Origin of the sequence: Streptomyces luteoverticillatus (assembly GCF_003970715.1) — a bacterium.
Taxonomy (GTDB): domain Bacteria; phylum Actinomycetota; class Actinomycetes; order Streptomycetales; family Streptomycetaceae; genus Streptomyces; species Streptomyces abikoensis.
The window spans coordinates 229,224-248,806 of sequence record NZ_CP034587.1; the positions used below are offsets into that span (position 1 = coordinate 229,224).

Here is a 19,583-nt window from a genome sequence, read left to right on the forward strand (position 1 = left end):
CGAGAAAGCAAAAGGACACACTTCTGGCGTGGAAGCGGGTCCTTCGCTAGGAAACTCGGGGCATAGACATGGGCTCACCGTAACCGGCCGCGCGCGAGCGGCGCACCCGGTTTTTCAGCGGGTAGCGCCGCCGTCGGCCCGGTCGTGCTGGATCAGGTCCCAGCGGTTCCCGTACAGATCCCGGAAGACGGCGACGGTGCCGTACGGCTCGCGCCTGGGCTCCTCGTCGAACACGACCCCGGCCGCGCGCATCCGCTCGTAGTCGCGCTCGAACGCCTCGGTGTTCAGGAACCAGCCGACCCGGCCGCCCGTCTGGTCCCCGACGCGAGCCGCCTGCTCGCCGGTCGCGGCTTCGGCGAGGAGCAGCGCGGTCTCCTTCGCGCCCGGCGGGGCGACGACCACCCACCGTTTGCCGTCGTCGAGGCGGGTGTCCTCCAGGAGGTCGAAGCCGACGGCGTCGCGATAGAAGGCGATGGCTTCGTCGTAGTCGCGTACGACGAGGGTCACGAGTCCGAGATGTGTCATGTGGCGATCTTCCCCGACTGCCCACACATGCCACAGAGGTGGCCGGTTCCGTCCGGGTGGGACGGTGCCGGCCACCTCTGCTCGGGTGGGGGGAGGTGCTGGGCCGTGACCGAGAGGTCAGGACCGCTTACTTGTTGATGAGCGCGTTGCCCTGGGAGCTGTTGAGGACGCCGACGACCGAGATGGCGTTGCCGCCGACGTTCGGGGAGACGCGGGGCGCGACCTGGGCGACGTTCCCGGCGAGGACGCCCGGGGACTTGCAGGCCGAGCCGTGCGCCTGGTCGGCGGTGGCGCCGGTGGCGCCGGCGCCGATGGCGGCGGCGGCCATCACCGTGACGGCGGCGGCGTTGCGGATGCTCATGTGCTCTCTCCTTGATTGGTGGGGGGAGGCAGTGCAAAAGCTCTGGCAAGAGAGAGTCTTGCGTATGAAAAACCGCTGACGTGACCGATGGCGATATGTTCATCCGCTCTGATGATCACGTGCTCGCCCTTGACCCCTTGTGGGTGTCGCCCCCTCGTCCGCCCGGCGTTCATCCGCTTGGAACGCCTCCGGGAGCCGATCCGGTGCGGAGGCTGTCCACTGTGAGGGAGAACGTTCCGGCCGGATCGAGGGAGGTCCCGTGGCCAAGGACAAGGACATGGACGACAGGCGTCAGCAGCTCTCCGACGACGCCAGGTTCTTCCTGAGCGGACTGCCGAGAGCGGACCGTGAGAAGGCGCTGCGCGAGAGGACCCCCAAGCAGCTCGACGAGGCCGGCAAGGAGGTGCGGAGCGCCCTCACGGAGGAGTAGCCCCGGCACGGGTCAGACGCGGTCGGCGGCGATGAGCAGGTAGTGGAAGCTGCCTTCCTTGTACGCGGTGAGGAACGCCTCCTCGATGCCCGTGGCCACCTCGGACTTCGCGCGCAGCTCCCAGTAGGGGATGGTGGCGGGGGTGAGGTCCACGACGCTGATCGGCGTCAGGTTGTTGGCGGCCAGGGCCTTGAAGTAGGCGCTGCGCGGGTGGATGTTGCAGGTGTAGTGCTCGTCGATGCGGCTGACCGCCTTGGAGCGCAGGCCCTTGACGTCGTTGGAGCAGCCGGTGATGCACACGTACCGGCCGCCGAACTCCAGGAGCCGGGAGAACTCGCCGAACAGCTCGAAGAGGTCCACGTACATGGTGGTCTCGTTGGTCCAGATCGCCCGGCGGGAGGCGGTCTCGAAGCCGGTGTCGAGCATGTTGCGGAAGTGGAACTTCACGCTCTCGTCGATACCGCGCTTGCGCGCCTGCTCGTTGGCGAAGCCGACCTGGTACTCCGAGATCGACACGCCGTCCACCGCGCAGCCGAAGCGCTGGTGGGCCATGACGCTGGTGCCGCCGCGGCCGGAACCGCCGTCCAGGAGGCGGTCCTGGGGGGTGATGGCGCCCAGGTGGTCGAGGAGGACGTCGGCCTGGGCGGTCTCCAGGCGGTGCATCTCCTCGATGATGCGCTGCTCCCGGGTCGCCGCGGGCCCCTCCAGGACCGAGGGGTCGTAGTCGCCGAGCCCGTAGTGGTGGTGGTAGAGGTCGTCGACCTCGCCCAGGCGCAGGTTGACCGGGTCCTGCTGGTTGGTGTTCCAGTACGCGGCCACCGCCTTCTGGAACTCGGTGCGCAGGACTGCCGCGGTGGCGGAGGGCGTGGTGGTCAACTCGTTCTCCTTAACGGTTTACAACTTACGACGTGCCGTAGCGGGCGCTGCCCGCGTGCCAGGCCTTGTTGCCGCCGAGCCAGGCCCACACTCCGGCGAGGAAGCGGCGCAGGGCCGGGGAGCCGGTGAGGCTGAGGGCGGCCGCCTCCCTCTCGAAGGAGCGCACGAGCTCGTCGTGGATCGCGGCGCTCCGCTCGACGGCCTCCCGGAGCGAGCACTTCTCCTCCGCGACGATCGCCGCGGGCAGGTTGAAGTTCAGGCCGGTGGCGTCCTTCTCCTTGGCCATCGAATAGAGGTCGTTCACGAGCGTGCTCGCGGTGCCCGCCATGGTGACGACGCGGCGCACGCGCGGTTCGGCGTACTCGGCGGCGGACAGCGGGTGTCCGTCCATCACGTCGACGAGGGCGATGCAGGGCAGGAAGCTGTTGAAGCGCCGGTGGGTGAGGTACTCCCACACGGCGGGCATCTTCCCCGTGCTCCGCCAGGAGCCCTCCTGCCCGTATCCGACGAACAGTCCGCCGATCTCCTGGCGCACCCGGGCCAGCTGGCTCGGGTCCGCGTAGCGGGCGAGGTGCTCGAAACCGGACCGGAGGGCGGCGCGGACGGGGTCCGCGCGCAGGGCCTCGTCGAGTTCCGAGGCATGGGGCTCGGGGAGGTGGGCGGGGTCGACGGCCGCGAGGGCGGTCCCGAGGTGGGCGCCGAGGTGGGCCGGGGAGGAGCCCATGGTCTCGTCGTCGCAGTAGTAGTCGTCCGTGGCCCACTCGGCGAGCGCGCAGCGGGCGGCCGCCAGCAGCCGGTCCGGGTCGTCGGTCTGGGGGTGGACGAGCATCATCATGCGCCCGAGGTCGGTGCCGCGGACTCGGTCGAGCCGCTCCGGGTAGATGCCGATCTCCTCGGCCCAGTCAACCAGCCGGTCGTTGACCTCTTCGCCGAGGGCCCGGTCGTCGCGGAGCGGCGGCGGGCAGTACAGCTCGGGGACGAGGGAGTTCGACTTACCGGACGAGCTGGATACGCCCGTCGTCCCGGGCGTGGGCCGGGCGGCCGGGATGCGGAGGCCGGAGGTGCCGAGGCCGGTCGGACCGGTGGGCACGGCCCGGAGCGGCTCCCGCGCGGACGCCGCGCGCCGGTGGACGTCGCCGTGCGCGGCGCGGGCGCCGGGCACGAGGGGGGCCGCCCCGCTCTGGTGGGACAGCAGTGTGGCCACCAGCCTCGCCACGTCGTGGGTGGCCGAGGGTGCGGACATGCGGGACAGCAGCGACACCGGTTCTCTCCGTTCCTCTCCGTTCTCGGGTGCGGCGGTGTCAGGAAGGCGCGCCGGCGATCTGGACGTTCTCCAGCACCCCGAGGGCGTCGGGCACGAGCACGGCGGCGGAGTAGTAGGTGCTGACCAGGTAGGAGATGACGGCCTGGTCGTTGATGCCCATGAAGCGGACGTTCAGGCCGGGCTCGTACTCGTCGGGGATGCCGGTCTGCCACAGGCCGACCACGCCGCCGGCGGACTCGCCGGTGCGCATGGCGAGGATCGAGGAGGTGCCCTCGTCCGTGACCGGGATCTTGCCGCAGGGCAGGATCGGGACGCCGCGCCAGGCGGGCATGCCGTGGCCCTCGACGTCGGCGGTGTCGAAGGCGAGCCCGCGCTTGTTGCACTCGCGGCCGAGGGCGGCGATGGCCTTCGGGTGCGCGAGGAAGAACTTGGTGCTGCGGCGCATGCTCAGCAGCTCGTCCATGTCGTCCGGGGTGGGCGGGCCGGAGTGGGTCTGGACGCGCTGGCTGTAGTCGACGTTGTGCAGCAGGCCGAACTCGCGGTTGTTGACGAGCTCGTGCTCCTGGCGTTCGCGCAGTGCCTCGACGGTCAGGCGCAGTTGCTGCTCGACCTGGTTCATGGGGTCGTTGTAGAGGTCGGCGACCCGGCTGTGGACCCGCAGGACGGTCTGGGCGACGCTCAGCTCGTACTCGCGCGGTTCGAGCTCGTAGTCGACGAAGGTGCCCGGGAGGACCGGCTCGCCGGTGTGCCCGGAGGCGAGGGCGATGTCGGCCTCGCCGCGCTTGTTCCGGGGGCGCTCGCCCTCGTCGCCGCGCCGCTGGACGTGGGAGCGCAGCGACTCGCTGCGGCCGGCCACCTCCTCGTACGCGTGGCGCGGCAGGGCCAGTACGGTGCAGGCGGTCAGGGCGCGGGCCGTGAAGTCCCAGTCGCCGGGCTCGGGGGCCAGGGTCCGCCCGCCGAAGAAGCCGCCGTCGGCCAGCACGCCCCGGCGGGTGTCCTCGCCGTAGTGGCCGGTGCCGAGCTTCTCCACCTTGCCGTGGGCGATCAGGTACACGTGGTCGGTGGGCCGGCCGGCCTCGGTGATGACCTGGCCGGGCTCGTACTCCCGCTGCTCGAAGCGGTCGGCGAGGGCGCGCAGGACGCCCGTGTCGGCGAAGCCGCGCAGCAGGGGCAGCTCGCCGAGCTCGGCGGGGACGACTCTGACGCTCGCGCCCTCCTGGACGAAGGTGACGCGGCCGTCCCCGACCTCGTAGACGAGCCGCCGGTTGACCCGGTAGGTGCCGCCGCTGACCTGGACCCAGGGCAGCATGCGGATCAGCCAGCGCGAGCTGATGCCTTGCATCTGCGGCAGGGACTTGGTGGTGGTCGCGAGGTTCCGCGCCGCCGCTATGCCCAGGCTGAGCTGTGCCTGGGCACCGGTGTACTCCTGCTGCTCCGGCAGCGCTGAGGTCGACATCCCAGGTCCTTCCGTCTCGGGGCCCGTAACGGCCTGCGGAGCGCTGGTGCCCACGGCGGTGACCTGCGGTGACGGCGCTCCGGCGGGAGTGAATCAGGCCGGGGCGGCACCGGTCGAAAGCGGGCGGCCGGGTGGGTCGGATTCACGCCACATACGGATCGGAGGACCCTCTGGCCACTTGAGTCACTCCGGTCGGTGTGTCAAGGGCCTTTTGGGGAAGATCGATTGGGCCGTTCGGGCCCGGTGGTTCACCGCCGACATCCGGGTCGACATGTCCGGGTCAATGACGGGGAGGTCATGGGGGAACCGGGGTGTGCGGTGTTCGAGGATGACGAAAACTCTTCGTTCGGCGGCCGGCAGGCCCCGGTCGGGGCCCGCTTCAGCCGCGGGTCGTCACTCGACGACGAGCTCGACCGGGATGTTGCCGCGGGTCGCGTTGGAGTAGGGGCAGACCTGGTGGGCCTGCTCGACCAGCTTGCGGCCCGTCGCGGTGTCGACCGCGTCGGGGAGCTCCACGCGCAGCGTGACCGCCAGCCCGAAGCCCTCGCCCTCCTTGCCGATGCCGACCTCGGCGGTCACCGCGGCGTCACCGAGGTCGACCTTCGCCTGCCGGCCGACCAGACCGAGGGCGCTGGCGAAGCACGCCGCGTACCCGGCGGCGAACAGCTGCTCCGGGTTGGTGCCGGCGCCGTTGCCGCCGAGCTGCGCCGGGAGGGCCAGCTGGACGTCGAGGAGGCCGTCGGAGCTGACGGCGCGGCCCTCACGGCCGTGGGTGGCGGTGGCGACGGCGGTGTACAGGGCTTCCATGGGAACCATCCCTCTCGGAGATCGCGGCGAGGGCCTGTCCGGCCCGCCTGACACCCATCAAGGTAGTGCACGATTCAGTTGTGCGCAATTAAATGCCCGGCGAGATACCCTGGGCGCATGACGAAGCCGCCGATCACCCCCTCCGAGCACGCGCCCCGCGAGGACCTCCTCCGCCTGGACCGGCAGCTCTGCTTCTCGCTGAACGCCGCCTCCCGCGCGTTCGGCGCCGTCTATCGCACGCTGCTCAAGGACCTGGGCCTCACCTACCCGCAGTACCTGGTGATGATGGTCCTCTGGGAGCACACCGAGCTGCCCGTGAAGCGGCTGGGCGAGCTCCTGCGCCTGGACTCCGGGACGCTCTCCCCGCTCCTCAAGCGCCTGGAGGCGGCCGGGCTCGTGCACCGCGAGCGCAGCGCGCAGGACGAGCGATCCGTCCTCGTCCGCCTCACCCCGGCGGGCACCGCGCTGCGCGAGGAAGCGGCCCTCGTGCCGGTCCGGATCGCGACGGCCACGGGCTTCACCGCCCAGGAGGCCGGGGAACTGCGCGCGCTTCTGGAGAAGTTGACGCTCGCGCTCGACGGCGCGGCCTTCGACGACGGATCCCTCTGCGACTGACTCGCCGCGCCGCCGGACATGCCCGTGCCCGGCCGGAGCCGGGTACGGGCAGCGCGGATCAGTCCCGCGATGTGGTGGTGCTCAGAGTGGCGAAGAGGCCCTGGACGCGGGTGCCGTCCTGGAGGTTCCACCAGCCCAGGACGTGACCGGTCGCGCCCTCGGGTGCGGTGTCCGGGCCGGGGCGCAGCACCCGGTGCAGACGGAGCGCGGCGCCATGGGGCGCGCCCGTCAGCTCGGTGGACTCCGTGTCGTCGGTGACGGAGGTGAAGGCCGCGGCCACGGGGCCCTGCCCGGTGAAGGAGCGGGCGATCCCCTCGTCGAGGGTGTCGCTGACACTCTGGGCCTGGGCCTGGACCCGGCCCTCGATCAGGGCGAGGATCGCCGTGGTGAACACCGGGTCGTGGCACCCGTCGTAGACCCAGCGCTTGCCCAGCACACCGTGCTCCAGGGTCCCGACGAGGGCATCCTCCGCGCCCTCCAGCGGGGCGCCCCGGTAGGTGAGCGGCACCAGGTAGCTGACCGGCTCCGGGCCCGCCGTGTCGGTCGTCACCATGAACTCGATCCCGACCTCGCCGGCCGGGTCGTCCAGCCGGAACCCGCCCGCCTTGGTCAACTGCGGCGCGCCCGCCCCGGGGCGGTACCACGGCCGGGAGGGCAGCCAGGAGGCGAGCAGCTCCTCCTTGGTGGGCGTAAGGGTGGTGCGGTGGATGACGGACATACCCTGGCTTCTCTTTCGTTGAGCGTTGTATGACCCCTCATCATGGGCGAGATCAGTCGTCGACCGGAAGCCCCTGCGGCTCCTTGACCCGCTTCATGATGATCTGCGAGTTGACCTCGGTGATGCCCGACAGCGTGGTGAGGCGCTCGATCCACAGCCGCTCGTAGGCCGTGAGGTCGGCGACCGCGATGCGCAGCAGACAGCCCGGGCTGCCGAAGAGCCGGTACGCCTCGATCACGTCCGGGATGCCCTGGAGCGCGGCCTCGAACGCCTCGACCGCCTCCCGGTCGCGCTTGACCTCGATGGAGACGAGCACCTCGAAGCCCCGCCCGACGGCCTCCGGGTTGATCACCGCCCGGTAGCCCTGGATCACGCCGTCCTGTTCCAGCTGGCGGACACGGCGCATACAGGGGGACGAGGTGAGACCCACGCGCTGGGCGAGGTCCTGGATGGTCAGCCGGCCGTCCTTCTGGAGCTCGCGCAAGATATTCCTGTCGATCTGGTCCATCACGCGATTATCCACCACGCTACGCGCGTCACCACGCCCGACATGGCAAACCGATTGCGCCCGATTCGTCATATCGTTGCCAGGAACAAACCGGCGTGCGCCCCCGGCGCGCACGCCGGTCATGAACTACGAGCAGAAGTGAGCACGACGTGGGACAGGTCGTCGTCATCAGCACCGGCGGAACGATCGCCAGCCGCTGGCAGGGGTCCGGCTTCGCCGCCGACGCCCGCGGCGGGGACGTCCTGGCGACGGCCGCCGTGCCCGACGGCGTGACCGTGCGGGTCGTGGACCTGATGAGCGTCAACAGCGCCCGGCTGACCACCGCCGACCAGCTCGCGCTGCTGCGCACGGTGCACGAGGTGCTGGCCGACCCCGACGTGGCCGGCATCGTCGTCACCCACGGCACGGACACCCTGGAGGAGTCCGCCTTCTTCGTGGACCTCCACCACGGCGACCCCCGCCCGGTGGTCTTCACCGGCGCCCAGCTGCCGCTCGAGGACCCCAACGGCGACGGGCCGCGCAACCTCCACGACGCCCTCCTGACCGCCGCCTCGGTGCGCGATCTCGGTGTGCTCGTCGTCTTCGACGGCCAGGTGCACGCCGCGCGCGGCACGATCAAGGTCCAGACCCTGGCCGCCGACGCCTTCGCCGACCCGTCCGGGAGCCGCGTCGCCGACGTGGGCCCCAGCGGCGTCGTCATCCACCGGCGGCCCGAGCGCCCGGAGCCTCTCCCGCTGCCCGCGGCGGACGGGCCGCTGCCCCGGGTCGACGTCGTCATGCACCACTGCGACGCGGACACCCTCCTGTTCGACGCCGCCGTCGGCGCGGGCGCCCAGGGCGTCGTCCTCGTGGCGACCGGCGCGGGCAACGCCACCCCCGAGATCGCCGCCGCCGTCGCCGGCGCGGCCTCGCGCGGTGTGCTCGTCGCCGTGACCACGCGCGTGCCCAGCGGCTCCGTCGCCGAGATCTACACCCACGGCGGCGCCGTGGACCTCGTCGCCGGCGGAGCCGTGCTCACCGGCACGCTGCGCGCCGGCCAGGCACGCATAGCCGTGCTCGCCGCGACGCTCGCCGCCACCGACCCGGCCGCGCGCGCCGAGGCGCTGCGCCGGGCCCTCGGGGCCCCCGCGCCGGCCGCCGACGCGCACGGCGCGTCGCTCGCGAACGCCTGATCACCCCCCACACCGCCTCCCCCCGCACCCGATCGGACCCCCGATGACGGCCACCGTCCCCCACCCCGCCACCGCACCCGACAGCACCCTGTTCCGCAGCGAGCACGACCTCCTCGGCGACCGGGACGTCCCCGCCCACGCGTACTACGGCGTCCACACGCTGCGGGCCGTGGAGAACTTCCCCATCACCGGCACCCCGATCGCCGCGTACCCCGACCTCGTCACCGCGCTGGCCGCCGTCAAGCAGGCCGCCGCGCTGGCCAACCGCGACCTGGGCCTGCTGCCCGGCGACAAGGCGGACGCCATCGTGCGGGCCTGCGAGGAGATCCGCGCCGGCCGCCTCCACGACCACTTCGTCGTGGACGTGATCCAGGGCGGCGCGGGCACCTCCACCAACATGAACGCCAACGAGGTCATCGCCAACCGGGCGCTGGAGCACCTCGGCCACGCCAAGGGCGACTACCGCCGCCTCCACCCGCTGGAGGACGTCAACGCCGGGCAGAGCACCAACGACGTCTACCCCACCGCCGTCCGGCTCTCCCTCCAGCTCGCCGCCGACGGGCTGCTGGAGGCCATGGAGGTCCTCCGGCTGGCCTTCGCCGCCAAGGCGGAGGAGTTCGCGGACGTCCTCAAGATGGGCCGCACCCAGCTCCAGGACGCGGTGCCCATGACGCTGGGCCAGGAGTTCGCCGCCTACGCCGTCATGCTGGCCGAGGACCGGGCCCGGCTGGAGGAGGCCCGCGCCCTGCTCCGGGAGATCAACCTCGGTGGCACCGCCATCGGCACCGGCCTCAACGCCCACCCCGAGTACCCGGAGCTCGCGTGCCGCCACCTCGGCGCGATCACGGGCGTCCCGCTGAGCGTCGCCGGCGACCTCGTCGAGGCCACCCAGGACATGGGCGCGTTCGTCCAGCTGTCCGGTGTGCTCAAGCGGATCGCCGTCAAGCTCTCCAAGACCTGCAACGACCTGCGGCTGCTCTCCTGCGGCCCGCGCGCCGGTCTCGCCGAGATCAACCTGCCGGCCGTGCAGGCGGGTTCGAGCATCATGCCCGGCAAGGTCAACCCGGTGATCCCCGAGGTCGTCAACCAGGTCGCCTTCGAGGTCATCGGCAACGACGTGACCGTCACCATGGCCGCCGAGTCCGGCCAGCTCCAGCTCAACGCCTTCGAGCCGGTCATCGCGCACAGCCTCCTGAAGAGCATCGCCCACCTGCGGTCCGGCTGCCTGACGCTGGCCGAGCGGTGCGTCACCGGCATCACCGCCAACCGCGAGCACCTGGCCCAGCTGGTCGGTCAGTCCATCGGCCTGGCCACCGCCCTCAACCCGCACATCGGCTACGAGAAGGCCACGGCCGTCGCCCAGGAGGCCCTGACCACCGGCGCCTCCGTCCGCGACCTCGTCCTGGCCAAGGGCCTGCTCACCCCGGAGCGGCTCGAGGAGATCCTCCACCCGGACAACCTCGCCCGCCCCCACTCCGCGGCGGTCCACGGCTGACCGCCGGACCACTCCGCACCGCTCCCCTCCCAAGAAACAGAAAGAAGAAGTACCCCCATGGCAACGGCGCCCAGCGTCTCGTACTCGATGACGGTCCGGCTGGAGGTTCCCGCGTCGGGGACCGCGGTCAGTGAGCTGACCACGGCCGTGGAGTCCTCCGGCGGGTCCGTGACCGGCCTGGACGTGACCGCTTCCGGCCACGAGAAGCTGCGCATCGACGTCACCATGGCCACCACCTCGACCGAGCACGCCGACGAGATCGTCGAAAAGCTCCGCGGCATCGAGGGCGTGACCCTGGGCAAGGTCTCCGACCGCACGTTCCTGATGCACCTCGGCGGCAAGATCGAGATGGCCTCCAAGCACCCCATCCGCAACCGCGACGACCTCTCCATGGTCTACACCCCCGGCGTCGCCCGCGTCTGCATGGCCATCGCCGAGAACCCCGAGGACGCCCGCCGCCTGACCATCAAGCGCAACAGCGTCGCCGTCGTCACCGACGGCTCCGCCGTCCTCGGCCTGGGCAACATCGGCCCCAAGGCCGCCCTCCCGGTCATGGAGGGCAAGGCCGCCCTCTTCAAGCGCTTCGCCGGCATCGACGCCTGGCCGATCTGCCTGGACACCCAGGACTCCGACGCCATCGTCGAGATCGTCAAGGCCATCGCCCCCGGCTTCGCCGGCATCAACCTCGAGGACATCTCCGCCCCCCGCTGCTTCGAGATCGAAGCCCGCCTGCGCGAAGCCCTCGACATCCCCGTCTTCCACGACGACCAGCACGGCACCGCCATCGTCGTCCTCGCCGCCCTGACCAACGCCCTGCGCGTCGTCGGCAAGAACGTAGGCGACGTCCGCGTCGTCATGTCGGGTGCGGGCGCGGCCGGCACCGCCATCCTCAAGCTCCTCATCGCCGCCGGGGTGCGGCACGCGGTGGTCGCCGACATCCACGGCGTCGTCCACACCGGCCGCCCCGACCTCGTCTCCGCGAGCCCGGACTCGGCGCTGCGCTGGATCGCGGACAACACCAACCCCGAGGGCGTGACCGGGACGCTGAAGGAGGCCGTGCGCGGCGCGGACGTCTTCATCGGCGTCTCCGCCCCCAACGTCCTGGACGGCGAGGACGTCGCCGCGATGGCCCCGGACTCGATCGTCTTCGCGCTGGCCAACCCCGACCCCGAGGTCGACCCCGGCATCGCCCGCAAGACCGCCGCGGTGGTGGCCACCGGCCGCTCGGACTTCCCGAACCAGATCAACAACGTGCTGGTCTTCCCCGGCGTCTTCCGCGGCCTGCTCGACGCCCAGTCCCGCACCGTCAACACCGACATGATGCTCGCCGCCGCCCGCGCCCTCGCCGACGTCGTCGCCGAGGACGAACTCAACGCCAACTACATCATCCCCAGCGTCTTCAACGCGAAGGCGACCGAGGCAGTGGCCTCGGCCGTCAAGCAGGCGGCGCTGGCCGCCCGCCAGTAGGCGGAAATCACGCGGCGGTGCCCGGGACACGGGCACCGCCGTTCTCGTACGCTCGCCCGCGCGCGAGCGGCCCCGCGTCCTCGGAGCGGAGCGGTCCCGGGCCCTGGCCGTGTGGGCAGGGCCCGGGACCGGGTCAGCGGGTCAGGCCTCCACTCCGTAGTACTGGGCGAGGAAGCCGGTGACGTCCGCCGCGTGGGGGCTCAGCTCGGGCAGGTGCGTGGCGAGGGCGGTGCGCACGGCCTCCGTGAGTTCGGGCAGGCCGGTGGCCGCGCCCTTGACGTACGGGTCGAGGCGGCGGACGAGCTCGTAGTTGCTCTCCACGTCCAGCTGCCGCATGGCCCGCTCCAGCGGCGGGGCCTCCGCCCCGGCCACCGGCGGCAGCAGCCGGCTGACGAACGTGACGCGGTGCATCACGCGCCAGCACGGGGGCTTCCGGTCCGACTGGCGCGCCTGGCGCAGCGCGGCCGCGTTGGGGTCGGTGCCGTTCTCCAGCCAGGTGGGGTCGACGACCTTGTGGAAGAAGGTGTCGAAGTGCTCGGTGTCCTCGCCGAGGTAGAAGCTGAGGAACCGGTAGGCGTCCACCTTGCCGGGCGCGTTGACGGGGTTGCCGTCGGCGTCGAAGACGGGTTTGCGGTTGGCGTCGTACTGCTGGACGTTGCCGGACGGTGAGCAGGTGACGTTCAGCCCGAAGGAGCGGGTGGCCTCCTTGCCGCGGGCCCGGGTGACGGACATGCCGCCGCCGACGGCCGCGTCGAGCTGGGCGTTGATCCCGACGCCCATGATGTCGAAGGACGTGCCGACGGACGCGCCCACCGAACCGGACAGCGAGTACGAGCCGGAGGTCGTCTCGCTGACGGCGTCCGTGGTCTCGGTGGTCTCGGCGAAGAAGCCGCCGTCGGCGGTCCAGACGTAGGTGTTGACCAGGTCGCGGCGGGAGAAGCCGTCGCCGGTGGAGTTGCCCGCCGTGTCGCGGCCCTTGCCGGGCGAGGTGTCGCCGCCGATCGCGCCGCCCAGGACCCGGCCCGCCCGCTCGGCGGTGGGGTCGGGGGCGCTCGTGTCGGTGGAGACCGTCTCGTAGTAGCCGCGCAGCCGCTGCTGCTCGCGCTGGATGCGCCGCTTGACGGCGTAGGCCTCGCGAGGCTTGTAGTAGCTGTACTCGCCGTGGTCGCGGGCGTCCGTGTAGTCGGGGTCGAGGACCTTGCCGCGCTCGTCGTAGCCGACCGTGCCGTCCAGGGTGCCCTGTTTGGTGTAGCGCGGGTTGAGCGGGAAGGTGACGACGTTCCAGTCCTTGGGGATGTCGGGGTTGGGCTGGATGCGGTAGGCGACGAGGGCGCCGCTGTGGGCGAGCCGCAGCGCGAAGACGTCGGCGGTCTGGGACTGGACGAGCGCGAAGCCGGTGTTGACGGGGATGTACCGGCGGCCGAGCGTGGCGTTGAGGGGCTTGGTCGGGTCCTCCCAGCTGCCGGAGAGGTCGACCTTCATGGACCGGGTGGTGTTCTCGCCCTGGGAGACGGCGGTCTCGTCGGCCCAGCTGTTGGAGAACTCCAGGCTGCCGCGCACACCCGCCGACACCTTGGCCTTCGCCATCGACTTGGCGACACCGAAGCCCAGCGGTGCGGCGATCATCCACATGTCGACGTCGACCTCGTTGGAGAGGGCGAAGGAGAACGCGGCGTCGACGCTGCGTTCCTTGGCCGACGACAGCGAGTGGACGACCTCCTCGGCCTGGGTGAACTCCACCGAGGCGACGCCGTCGTAGGTCGCGCGGTCGGGGTCGACCGTGTTGGGCGTGAGGTTCTCCGACGGCACGGGCGGCGCGCCCTCGACGTAGCCGACGAGCTGCGGGTCGAACTGCACCTGGCTGACCCATTCGCTGACCAGGTCGCCGACCTTGTAGCCGGTGACCAGGTGCCAGCGGCCGTCGTGCAGATAGCCGTAGGCCCGCTTCAGGACGCCGAACGCCTCGCCCTTGGCGGTGTACTGCATGTCCGCGTACTCGGCGACGGCGGGCGCGGCGGAGACCGTCTCGTGGAAGGGGGTGCGCATCGCGGCCAGTGCCGAGCGGACCTGGGCGGTGTCGCTGGAGACGGGGGCGGTGGACAGGACGGCGGCGGGGCGGCGGGGAGCGTCGTGGAGGGTGAGGTCGTTGCCGCGCAGGCCCTCGTCGCGGACGAGGTTCGCGCTCTCGTCGGTGGAGGCGCGGTCGAAGGACCAGTAGGCGATCAGGTCCTCCTTCTCGCCCTTGAGGCGGGTGAAGAGGTTGTCGAGGATCTGCTCCTGGGTGCGGGTGGTGCGCCAGACGCGCACCTCCTCCAGGATGCCGTGGAAGGGCTGGGTGACCTCGCCGTCCTTGAGCCGGGCGCCGAGGGAGAGCTGGGTGTCGCCGTAGTCGGTGAAGTCCTTGGCGTCGAGGGGGTCGCAGGCCACGGAGACGCCGTTGCGGTAGATCCGGAAGGCGCTGCCGCGCGGGTCGGGGTTGCGGGTCCAGCGGGCGCCGCGCAGCCGGGCGGGGTGCGAGCCGGTGGTGTCGGCGGCGGTGTTGCCGGCGTTCTCCTCGAAGCGCCACTGGGCGGTCAGGCCGCGGTCGCGGGCGGAGACGGGGGTAGCGAGCCGCGCGGCGTCACGGGCGAGGCCCCACAGCCGGACCTCGGCGACGACACCGGTGAAGGAGTGGACGTCCAGGCCCGTGCGGGCCCGGCCGATGTCGAGCGTGCCGGTGTTGCCCTTGGCGCCGGGCCCCTCGTAGCGGGCGGAGCCCGCCTCACGGCCGTCGACGAAGAAGCGGATGTCCTGCCACTCCTGGACGTCGACGGACTCCACGAGCTCGACGGTCTGCTTGACGGGCTTGCCGTCGGCGCCCGCCCCGGTGATCTCCTTGCTGCCCTTGCGCTCCTGCGTCGACCGGCCGCTCTTGCGGACGACGGCGAGGCGGTGGAACGTTCCGGCGGCAACGGCATCGGTGGAGGTGAAGCGCACGAGCCTGCCGTCCGGGTCCTCGAAGCCGAACTCCAGCTTTCCGTCGGGGAGGACGAGCAGCCGGTACGGGACGCTGCCGCCGGAGCCGTCGGCGGTGCGGCCCTTGGAGAGCAGGCCCTGTGTCGTACCGAGGGCGTCGACGCGGCAGAAGACCTCAATGGTGAGGTCGTCGGCGATGTCGAGCGCGTCGTTGTCGGGCGCCTCCAGGTACGCGCCGTCGGAGAGCTCGACGGCCCAGGACTGCTCGTAGGAGGCGGCGAGGTGGGTCCACTCGTGAGGGGCGAAGGTGTCGCGGGTGGCCACCAGCCGGTCACCGGCCCCGGCGACGACGCGGTACGTCGTCTCCGCGGTCTGCTTGAGCTCGGCGGTCGTGGTCGCGGTGGTGACGCCGCCGCGCAGCTGGACGTGCCGGTTGTTGCCGGAGCGGTCCAGGACGCCGGGCTTGCCGCCGACCTGGTCGAACGGGTCGGCGGAGGGCCAGTAGCCCATCAGGCCGTGCTCCTTGCCCGTCAGCCGTACGTTCTTGCGGTCCCGGATCTCCGCGGCGGTGCGGGCGGTGCCCCAGAGCCGGACCTCGTCCATCTCGACGGCCGCGTAGTCGGGCACCCAGCCGCCGAAGTGGCTGCCGAAGCTGAAGAGGCCGTCGCCCTGGTAGGTGCCCGTGGCGGTGCGCCGGTCCTCGGCGACGCCGTCCCGGTAGATCACCTGCTCCCGGGTGTCCGCGTCGAAGACGCAGGCCCAGTGGTGCCAGCCCGCGTAGTCCTGGCCGTGGGTGGTGGTGAGGTCGTCGCCGTAGAAGGCGAAGGTGAAGGCGCTGCCCTCGCGCCAGCCGATGTGCAGGGCGCCCCTGGTGCTGCCGTGCGAGGTGCCGTGGCCGACGACGTACTGCGCCTTGCCGTCCCACTCCTTGGTGCGCCGGGCCCAGAACTCCACTGTGAAGGACCGGCCCGCGAGGCTGAAGCCGTTCTCGGTCGTGGCCACGCCGCTCTTGCCGTCGAAGGCCAGGGCGGGCACGACGGTCGCCGCCGGGGCGAGCAGGCCGAGGGTGTACGGGACGTCGCCGGTGCCGACGTGGACGATCCTGGCCGTACCGGACACCGTCTCGGGGTTGACCCACGCCTCCAGGGTCAGGTCGCGGGCCACGGCCACGCGGTCCAGCCGGTCCTGCGGCAGGGTGAGGGCGTTCCGCCGCCCGTCGAAGGAGTACGCCCGGCCGGGCTTGTCGGCGCGCCAGCGGCAGCCGTGCCCGGCGACGAGGTCCGAGACCTCGCCGAGCGGGACCTCCCGGGCCGTGCCCGGGTCGGCGAGCACCAGCCGGGAGCCCGCGGAGAGCGGGACGCCGGGGCGGTTGGAGGAGGCGCGCCGGTGGTCGTAGCGCAGCCGCTGGACGGGCTCGCCCGGCTGCGGCTCGGGGCCGCCCTCGCCGGCGTCCAGCCGGAGCGACGTGGCCCCGGGCGCGCAAGCGGTCTCCGTGAGGTAGAGGTGGCCGCCGAGGGTGACCGGCGTACCGGCGGGCAGGGCGGCGGAGAGGGGTTCGGCGAGCCGGAGGACACCGCCGACGACGTCGCCTGACTTGCCGCCGGACAGGATTCTGGTGGTCGCGTCGAACGACTTGACCGCGCCGATCGTGACGGGCTCCTCCGGCGTCCCGTTGACGATCGCGGCGAAGGCTGCCGACTGGCGCGGCAGCCCCTGCCAGGTCTCGCGCTCCACGCCCCGTTCGATGGTCACGTCGCACAGGCCGGGTCCGCCGCCCTCGGTGACGCGGATCGTCACCGAGCCCAGGCCGGTGCCGGAGTCACGGGCGGTGAAGGTGACCCCCTGGCCGTCGCCGGCCGTCAGCCGGCGGGAGGAACGCAGGACCGTGGTGTCGTAGTAGGTGGCGAAGAACTGTCCGTTGGTGCCGCGGAAGTACAGCACGACGTTGCCGGTGGCGCTGTCCAGCAGGTGCGGCCGGTCGGCGGAGCGGGCGAAGGCCAGCAGCGCGCCGGAGGCGCTCAGGCCGGTGCGGTCGAGGGAGAGCTGGGGCATGGGCAGCGCGATGTCGTCGGCGCCCTTGAGGCCGCCGGTGAGGCGGGCGAGCTCGTCGCGCTTGGCCGTGAGCTCGGCCTGGTCGGCCTCGATCTCGCGGCGGCGCCGTTCCAGCAGCTCGCGTTGCGGGCGGAGCTCGGCGAGCTGGGCGTCGAGGGCCTCGACGCGCTTGGCCGCGTCGCGGAAGTCGGAATGCCCGAATTCGTGGAGGGCGACCCGTTCGAAGACGATCAGCCCTTCGCCGGACTCGGTGACCGCGGCGGTGTCGTACTGGACGACGCGGTCGCCGAGCCGGTCGGGGGCGCAGACCGCCTTGTCGCTGTAGCGGTTGACGAGCGTGCTGTAGCCGTCGCTCCGCTCGTCGATATGGAAGTGGGTGTTCCAGGCGGTGACCTTCCGCGGCCACACGATCAGGGGCGCGTCGTTGTCCTTGCTGTCACCGGCGACGTTCATGTCCTTGCCGGTGTGCCGATTGCGCAGGAGGTAGGGGATACGGCCGCTCCACGAGGCCCCGGGGGGATACATGACGTCCCACAGCGCCGACTTCGCGTCCTTGTCCGAGGTCCGGACCAGCGGGGGTTCGCCGCCGGCACCGTCGTCCTTCACAGCCAGGTACTGCGGCTTGCCGTCCCGCGCGTTCTTGAAGCGGATCCGGCACGTCCAGCCGGCGATGTCCTGCCACCTGGCGTAGTACCCCTCGCGCTGGCGCTCCAGCTCCGGCACGTCGGCGGTCTGCCGGGTGAGGTCGGCGACCTCGGTCTCCTTGGCGGCGAGGTCCTGGACCAGCTGACGGATCCGGGCGTCCAGTTCGCTGATCGTCTCGACGTCGGAGCTACCCTCCGGCGCTGCGAGCACCGGCAGCTTCAGCTCGTCCGGCACCTGGGCGAGGCGGCCGTCGCGCCCGACGCCGAAGTCGACCGTGGCGAGGTAGGCGTCGTCGGTCTCCGCGCCCGTCCTCGGGCCGGGTCCGGAGGTGGCGTAGGACAGCAGGACGCGGGCCTGGCGCTTGGCGGGCTTGGGCTCCTGGCCGTAGCCGGTGGTGGTCTCCTCCTGCTGGTGGTACAGGACGGCGGAGAGCCCGGAGACGGTCTTCCGGCCGGCGACGGCGAAGCTGTCGCGGCGCACGCCGGGGTGGTCGCCGATGGGGGCCTCGGAGGTCACCCACTTCGGGCCGCCGACGAGCTCGCCGTGGCGGGCGTGGTCGGTCTGGTCGTGGAGGCGGGTGCCGGAGCCCTCGTCGAAACGGTAGTAGGCGACGAGGCCGGGGTCGTTGCCGATGAGGCGGACGCTCTTGTCGCGCTTGAGTTCCTCGGCGGTGCGGGCGCGGTCCCAGATCCGGACCTCGTCCAGTTCGGCGCGGGCGCCCTGGGCGAGGGCGCGGCCCAGCAGCAGGGCGCCGGTGCCGGTGTAGCCGCCGTCCATCGTGCGGCTGCCGGCCTGCTCGCCGTCGCGGTAGACGGTCTGGCGGCGGGCGGCGTGCTCGTAGACGCAGGCGTAGTGGTGCCAGGCGGTGTCCTCGGTCCGTACGTCGGCGTTGAGGTCCTCGGCGTAGAAGGCGAAGGTGAACCGGTTGTCCTCGCGGAAGCCGATGTGGAGGGAGTTCCGCGGGCTGCCGGCCTCGTCGCCGTGGCCGACGAGGAACTCCTGGCGGCCGTGGGCGGTGCGGCGCGCCCAGAATTCGACGGTGAAGTCGCGCCCGGCGAGCTCGGGTCCCCGCGGGACTCTCACGTGGGCGTCGCCCTCGCCAAAGGCCAGCGCTGTCTCGGCGTGGCCCTCGGTGCTGACGACGGGTATGAGCGGCAGGCCGGTGAACGGGCAGGTGCCGGGGCCCGGTTCGTAGACGGCGTCGCGGTGGGCGGGGTCGGGGCTGGTCCAGGCCTGGGTGCCTTGGAGGTTGAACAGCCCGTCCTTGCCCTGCTCGACGTTGAAGGAGTCGACGCGGCCCGTGGCGTCGTTGTGCGCGAAGATCTGCCAGCGCTGCTGTCCGTGGACGGCGGTGGGGACGAGCAGGGCGGCGAAGCGCCCGCCGGAGAGGTGGCGGACGAACGACAGTTCCTGCGTGGGCTCGTGGAAGGGGCGGCCTTCCATGTCGGTCGTGCCCAGGCTGTCCTTGGCGGAGTCGGGGCGGGTCCGGTGGCGGCTGCGGCGGTAGCGGGCCTCCAGGACGGGCTTGAGCTCGCCGCCGACGAGCAGGAACCGGTCGCACAGCAGGGTGTCCGCCGCGAGCGGGATCTTCGCGCCGTCCTGGTCGCGGGCGTAGTCGGCGCGGTCCGGGTCCCCGGAGGAGCCGCCGCCGGCCAGCTTGTGGACGGCGTCGGGGTGGTCGGCGGTGACGGACTGGCGCAGGACGACGATGTGGGTGCCGTCGGAGATCGCCTGGAAAGGGGCGAGGGCGGTGAGCCGGGCGGTGGTGGACAGGAAGGCGTCCACCTCGTCCTCGTCGAGCCGCTCCGCGGGGGCGGCCTCGACGCGGCCGCCGTTCTTGACGACGGGTAACGCGGTGAGGCCGGCGGCGGCGAAGCCGACGTCGGTGGTCTCGGACGGGAAGCGGAGCGGGTGCGGGTTCTCCGACCAGTACGCGGCGTCGAGCTCGCCCTTGCTCTCGTCGTACCGCGCCATGTCGAGCACGGTGTAGACGACGCGCCGCCGGTCGTCCATGGCGAGGGCCACCACCGTGCCCTGGTGGCGCACGGTGGTGGTGTGGACGTAGGCACGGTCGCTGTAGACCTTGAGCAGGTGCTGTTCGCCGGACAAGGACTCTCCTTGAGGAGGCGTGCGGAATCGCACGCCGCAAGTCGTGGGACAAGGGGCCGATCGGCCCCTTGACGGCCTGCGCCCGCTCCCCCGGGCGTGCGCGGCCGTCACACGATTGACCAGCGGGA

General features: G+C 71.9%; 14 protein-coding genes. 5 read left to right on the top strand and 9 right to left on the bottom strand.

What is annotated here, in order from left to right; translation table 11 throughout:
- Positions 1-114: 114 nt before the first annotated feature.
- The gene (locus tag EKH77_RS01060) at positions 115-525 is read right to left on the bottom strand and encodes a VOC family protein (RefSeq protein ID WP_126912558.1); all 411 of its coding nucleotides are present in this window, start codon (positions 523-525) and stop codon (positions 115-117) included.
- A gap of 127 nt (positions 526-652) precedes the next feature.
- A complete protein-coding gene (locus EKH77_RS01065; RefSeq protein ID WP_126912559.1) occupies positions 653-886 on the bottom strand; it encodes a chaplin in 234 nt (77 codons plus the stop codon).
- Positions 887-1,145: 259 nt separating this feature from the next.
- Here EKH77_RS01065 and EKH77_RS32830 point away from each other — a divergent pair, with 259 nt between their 5' ends.
- Positions 1,146-1,316 carry a hypothetical protein gene (locus EKH77_RS32830; RefSeq protein WP_164737687.1) on the top strand — a complete coding sequence of 57 codons (171 nt, stop codon included), beginning with the start codon at positions 1,146-1,148 and terminating at the stop codon, positions 1,314-1,316.
- Between the two features lie 12 nt (positions 1,317-1,328).
- Here the strand turns inward: EKH77_RS32830 and EKH77_RS01070 are convergent, their stop codons facing one another.
- The 4 genes from EKH77_RS01070 to EKH77_RS01085 all read right to left on the bottom strand — a co-directional run bounded on the left by EKH77_RS01070 (position 1,329) and on the right by EKH77_RS01085 (position 5,719).
- Positions 1,329-2,192, bottom strand: a complete 864-nt coding sequence (locus tag EKH77_RS01070; protein WP_126912560.1) for a geranyl diphosphate 2-C-methyltransferase — start codon at positions 2,190-2,192, stop codon at positions 1,329-1,331.
- Positions 2,193-2,217: 25 nt separating this feature from the next.
- Entirely contained in the window at positions 2,218-3,453 is a 1,236-nt protein-coding gene (locus tag EKH77_RS01075) for a family 2 encapsulin nanocompartment cargo protein terpene cyclase (RefSeq protein ID WP_164737688.1), read from the bottom strand.
- Between the two features lie 40 nt (positions 3,454-3,493).
- Positions 3,494-4,912 carry a family 2B encapsulin nanocompartment shell protein gene (locus tag EKH77_RS01080; protein ID WP_126912561.1) on the bottom strand — a complete coding sequence of 473 codons (1,419 nt, stop codon included), beginning with the start codon at positions 4,910-4,912 and terminating at the stop codon, positions 3,494-3,496.
- 393 nt (positions 4,913-5,305) lie between these two features.
- A complete protein-coding gene (locus tag EKH77_RS01085; RefSeq protein ID WP_126912562.1) occupies positions 5,306-5,719 on the bottom strand; it encodes an organic hydroperoxide resistance protein in 414 nt (137 codons plus the stop codon).
- Positions 5,720-5,836: 117 nt separating this feature from the next.
- Between EKH77_RS01085 and EKH77_RS01090 the strand changes: the two genes are divergently transcribed.
- Positions 5,837-6,334 carry a MarR family winged helix-turn-helix transcriptional regulator gene (locus EKH77_RS01090; protein WP_126912563.1) on the top strand — a complete coding sequence of 166 codons (498 nt, stop codon included), beginning with the start codon at positions 5,837-5,839 and terminating at the stop codon, positions 6,332-6,334.
- Positions 6,335-6,392: 58 nt separating this feature from the next.
- On the opposite strand, the gene EKH77_RS01095 is transcribed toward EKH77_RS01090, so the two are convergent.
- Both EKH77_RS01095 and EKH77_RS01100 read right to left on the bottom strand, forming a co-directional pair.
- Complete coding sequence (locus EKH77_RS01095) at positions 6,393-7,052, bottom strand: maltokinase N-terminal cap-like domain-containing protein (RefSeq protein ID WP_126912564.1); 660 nt, start codon at positions 7,050-7,052, stop codon at positions 6,393-6,395.
- Positions 7,053-7,104: 52 nt separating this feature from the next.
- Complete coding sequence (locus tag EKH77_RS01100; protein WP_126912565.1) at positions 7,105-7,560, bottom strand: Lrp/AsnC family transcriptional regulator; 456 nt, start codon at positions 7,558-7,560, stop codon at positions 7,105-7,107.
- Positions 7,561-7,709: 149 nt separating this feature from the next.
- On the opposite strand from EKH77_RS01100, the gene EKH77_RS01105 reads away from it, so the two are divergent.
- The 3 genes from EKH77_RS01105 to EKH77_RS01115 are packed head-to-tail and all read left to right on the top strand — an operon-like array spanning position 7,710 to position 11,694.
- Positions 7,710-8,732 (top strand): asparaginase, encoded by a 1,023-nt coding sequence (locus EKH77_RS01105; protein ID WP_126912566.1) that lies wholly within the window; start codon positions 7,710-7,712, stop codon positions 8,730-8,732.
- 43 nt (positions 8,733-8,775) lie between these two features.
- Positions 8,776-10,227 carry an aspartate ammonia-lyase gene (gene aspA / locus EKH77_RS01110; protein WP_126912567.1) on the top strand — a complete coding sequence of 484 codons (1,452 nt, stop codon included), beginning with the start codon at positions 8,776-8,778 and terminating at the stop codon, positions 10,225-10,227.
- A 57-nt stretch (positions 10,228-10,284) separates the two neighbouring features.
- The gene (locus tag EKH77_RS01115; RefSeq protein ID WP_126912568.1) at positions 10,285-11,694 is read left to right on the top strand and encodes an NAD-dependent malic enzyme; all 1,410 of its coding nucleotides are present in this window, start codon (positions 10,285-10,287) and stop codon (positions 11,692-11,694) included.
- 141 nt (positions 11,695-11,835) lie between these two features.
- On the opposite strand, the gene EKH77_RS01120 is transcribed toward EKH77_RS01115, so the two are convergent.
- The gene (locus EKH77_RS01120; RefSeq protein ID WP_240667160.1) at positions 11,836-19,455 is read right to left on the bottom strand and encodes a LamG-like jellyroll fold domain-containing protein; all 7,620 of its coding nucleotides are present in this window, start codon (positions 19,453-19,455) and stop codon (positions 11,836-11,838) included.
- Positions 19,456-19,583: the final 128 nt, after the last annotated feature.

Bases quoted from the DNA above. Each gene is read 5' to 3' on its own strand.
- EKH77_RS01060 (WP_126912558.1), bottom strand. From the start codon at position 525: ATGACACATCTCGGACTCGTGACCCTCGTCGTACGCGACTACGACGAA.
- EKH77_RS01065 (WP_126912559.1), bottom strand. From the start codon at position 886: ATGAGCATCCGCAACGCCGCCGCCGTCACGGTGATGGCCGCCGCCGCC.
- EKH77_RS01080 (WP_126912561.1), bottom strand. From the start codon at position 4,912: ATGTCGACCTCAGCGCTGCCGGAGCAGCAGGAGTACACCGGTGCCCAG.
- EKH77_RS01085 (WP_126912562.1), bottom strand. From the start codon at position 5,719: ATGGAAGCCCTGTACACCGCCGTCGCCACCGCCACCCACGGCCGTGAG.
- EKH77_RS01090 (WP_126912563.1), top strand. From the start codon at position 5,837: ATGACGAAGCCGCCGATCACCCCCTCCGAGCACGCGCCCCGCGAGGAC.
- EKH77_RS01095 (WP_126912564.1), bottom strand. From the start codon at position 7,052: ATGTCCGTCATCCACCGCACCACCCTTACGCCCACCAAGGAGGAGCTG.
- EKH77_RS01100 (WP_126912565.1), bottom strand. From the start codon at position 7,560: ATGGACCAGATCGACAGGAATATCTTGCGCGAGCTCCAGAAGGACGGC.
- aspA (WP_126912567.1), top strand. From the start codon at position 8,776: ATGACGGCCACCGTCCCCCACCCCGCCACCGCACCCGACAGCACCCTG.
- EKH77_RS01115 (WP_126912568.1), top strand. From the start codon at position 10,285: ATGGCAACGGCGCCCAGCGTCTCGTACTCGATGACGGTCCGGCTGGAG.